Origin of the sequence: Bacteroides sp., assembly GCF_030151085.1 — a bacterium.
Lineage (GTDB): Bacteria > Bacteroidota > Bacteroidia > Bacteroidales > Bacteroidaceae > Bacteroides.
This window is the reverse complement of sequence record NZ_JASLER010000102.1, coordinates 1-3,262: the sequence shown is the minus strand read 5'-3', so window position 1 is coordinate 3,262 and position 3,262 is coordinate 1. Positions and strand designations below refer to the sequence as shown.

General features: G+C 44.9%; 2 protein-coding genes. Both read left to right on the top strand.

Annotation, left to right across the window (positions count from 1 at the left end; genetic code table 11):
• The coding region (locus tag Q1W14_RS21575; protein WP_300704915.1) for a BACON domain-containing protein at window positions 1-1,111 on the top strand (1,111 nt) is incomplete at its 5' end.
• Between the two features lie 20 nt (window positions 1,112-1,131).
• On the top strand, window positions 1,132-2,682 hold the full coding sequence (locus Q1W14_RS21570; RefSeq protein ID WP_300704914.1) for a hypothetical protein: 1,551 nt from the start codon (window positions 1,132-1,134) through the stop codon (window positions 2,680-2,682).
• The last annotated feature ends 580 nt before the right edge of the window (window positions 2,683-3,262 follow it).

The window sequence follows — 3,262 nt, the reverse complement described above, 5'->3', positions numbered from 1 at the left end:
AGCCCGTGCCATGTTCGACCAGTACCTGACCGATTTGGGTGGAGCGGTTATAAATGCAGCGGCTGATACGGGCAATGGTGAAAGCTACTGGGCAAGTACGGAAAGTGAAGATGGGCAGAAAGCAAGATACGTCCGTTTCGGTAAGTATGGACTTGACTTTGGTGCCAAGACTGGTACAAGCCGCTTTGTACGTGCCATGAAAGTGATAGGTAACTATAAGTTCCCCGAAGAACCTGCCACACTGACCGTTACCCCTACCCAGGTTGGACTGACCAGTGAAGCCGGTGCCACGGCAGAGTCTACCGTAACTACGAATAAGAGTTCGTATACGGTAACCATTGAAGGTGATGGTTCCACATGGCTTTCCGTAAGCAAGGCAGAAAACAAGATTACATTCACCGCTTTGTCGGAGAATACCACGGATGGTTCGCGTACGGCGACTGTGACCGTCGTAGCCGGTTCCGGTGAAGGCCAGGCTACGGCTACCATTACCGTAAGCCAGCAGAAAGCTATAACTGTGGAACCTTTCACAATAGGTGAGTATGTGACGAAAGATGGAGATACGGAACTTGCTGAAGGCGGTATTGTGTTCTGGGTGGATCCGGCAGATCCTTCCAAAGCTAAGATTGTGTCCCTTAAGCGGGAGAGCCTGAAGTGGACAAACGGATTTGCCGATGGTTTTGGTGTAACGGATGGTGAAGATGGATATGCCAATACGCAGACCATAGCACAGAGCGAACATGCAGCAGACATTCCGGCAATACAATATTGCAAGGAGAGGGGTGAAGGCTGGTATTGGCCGGCAAAAGACGAACTGGTAGCTTTATATGATGCCTACAACGGAAATCATAGTTCGAGCCTGCTTCCCGGTCAGCTCCCGGCGGAAGAACAGGCAGCACGTGCTGCGTTCGATAAAATATTCACCGATCATGGTGGTGTGATCCTGAATACCATGGGAGATACGGAGAATGGTGATAGCTATTGGGCAAGTACGGAGACTACCGACGGTAAGAAAGCTTGCTATATACGTTTTGGTAAATATGTCAGTACCAATAACGCCAAGACCGGAAGTGCGCGTTATGTTCGTTGTGTGAGAAGTGTTTCCAAATAAAATCTTTAAAGGCAAATATCATGAAAATAAAATCATTTTATATAACGGCATCCTTTGCGTGTCTGTTTATGTTGACTTCATGTGTAGACTATGAAGTGAAAGATCCTAACTTCATGCCGCCGGACGTTGTTCTGGACGAGGGTGACGATGATGAGATTATAGAGGGGTTGCCGACTCCCGGAGAGATGCAGGCTTACAGTCCTTCACTTCTGGGTAAACCGTACCGCCCGATCAAAGTGAAGTATTCGAGCCAGTTTCCACCGGTTGCCAGCTGGACTGAAGCGAATACCCGCATCGTGGCTTATATGGGCGAGTATAAACCAAGCATAAAAACAGAGAGTGACTATAAGGCTATTACCAATAAATATGGTAGCCTTACCACAGGTGCCAAGCAACAAGCCACAGGACGCTTTTATGTGAAGAAAGTCAACGGTCGTTGGTGGATTATCGATCCCGAAGGATACCCTCACTATGAAAGAAGTGTGACTTCCCTCAGATATGGTTCTTCTTCGCGTAATAAAGAAGCTTGGAATAAGCGCTTTGGTAATGATAATATGTGGTTGTCGAAGACACAATCGGAACTGGCTTCCATTGGTTTCCACGGTACCGGTGCTTTCTGTACCAACACGTACAGTAAGATTCAGACGCATAACCAGAGCAATCCCAATGCACCTATGACCTTGACACCTTCATTCGGTTTTCTCAGTCAGTTCAGGTCGCAGAACGGGCATGCTTATCCGGGAAATACCTCCGATAATGAACTGGGACTTGTGTTGTACAGTGATTGGGCGGAGTTCTGTAAGACTTATATCCGTTCGGCCATGGCATCTTATTTGAATGATGCGAATGTATTGGGCTTCTTTTCGGATAATGAGATAAACTTCTCTTCGCAGAATTCAAGAATACTGGATCGCTTCTTGCAACTGACCGACCGGACAGATGTCGCCTACCTGGAAGCTAAGAAGTTTATGGAAGAGAAGAATGCAACAAGTGTGACCGATAATCTGAATAGCGAATTTGCCGGCAGACTGGCCGAACTCTATTACAAGGGAGTCAAGGAAGCCATTAAAGAGATCGATCCGGGAATGATGTACCTGGGAACCCGTCTGCATGGAACACCGAAATATCTGCAACGTGTAGTGGCTGCTGCGGGCAAGTATTGCGATATCATCTCTATCAATTACTATAGCCGTTGGAGTCCGGAGCTGACTACCTATGTGAAGCAGTGGGGTGAAGATTGGGCGGATGCTCCCTTTATGGTTACTGAGTTTTATACAAAGGGTGTGGAAGATTCTGACCTGAACAACCAGTCGGGTGCCGGATTCTCTGTTCCCACTCAGAATGACAGGGCGTACGCATACCAGCATTTCACTTTGGGTTTGCTGGAAGCCAAGAATTGCGTCGGCTGGCATTGGTTCAAGTATCAGGATGATGATGGTACGGACAATAGCAGTAAGCCCGCTAATAAAGGGGTTTATGACAACTATTACGAGATGTATCCCTATCTGAGTAAGTTCATGAAGGAAGTAAATTACAATGTTTACAACCTTATTGAGTATTTTGATAAATAAACAGATTTATCAGATTGACATTTTGAATTTCTAAAGCCCCGGGAGTCTCTGCTTTGCAGCCCGGGGAGAGGAGGTTTGCAAATTCGCGAATGAAAATCTATATTTGTCAGATTATGAGTTGGATATATAAATACGTACAACTCTAAAAAACGGGAAATTGCTTGTTCGGGCTCTTTGACTATAAGGCTTTTGCAGAATATATGCTTCTTTGGTACAGAAACTATATATCTAATGTGCAGAAACTATATATCTGACGCGTTGGAACTATATATCTGATACGTCAGAACTATAGATGCAATCTGCAGAATATAGAGTTCCTGTACATAGAATATGTATAACGGACGTATATTATGCAATATGCCGCATTTATATTCAAAGACGGGAGGCGCTGATGGCCTGTTTTGTCTTTCCGAATAAAATGCATAGTAAGACAAAAGCCTGTTTTCCTCTCTTTTTGTAAAGACAAATGGGAAATACCGATATTAATGAGAAATAAAACAAATAAATATAAACCTTTAAAAGGATGATGATGAGAAACGGAAAGAAAGTTTTAGTTATAGGTTTGGTTCTGTTGGCAGGA

Bases quoted from the DNA above. Each gene is read 5' to 3' on its own strand.
- Q1W14_RS21570 (WP_300704914.1), top strand. From the start codon at position 1,132: ATGAAAATAAAATCATTTTATATAACGGCATCCTTTGCGTGTCTGTTT.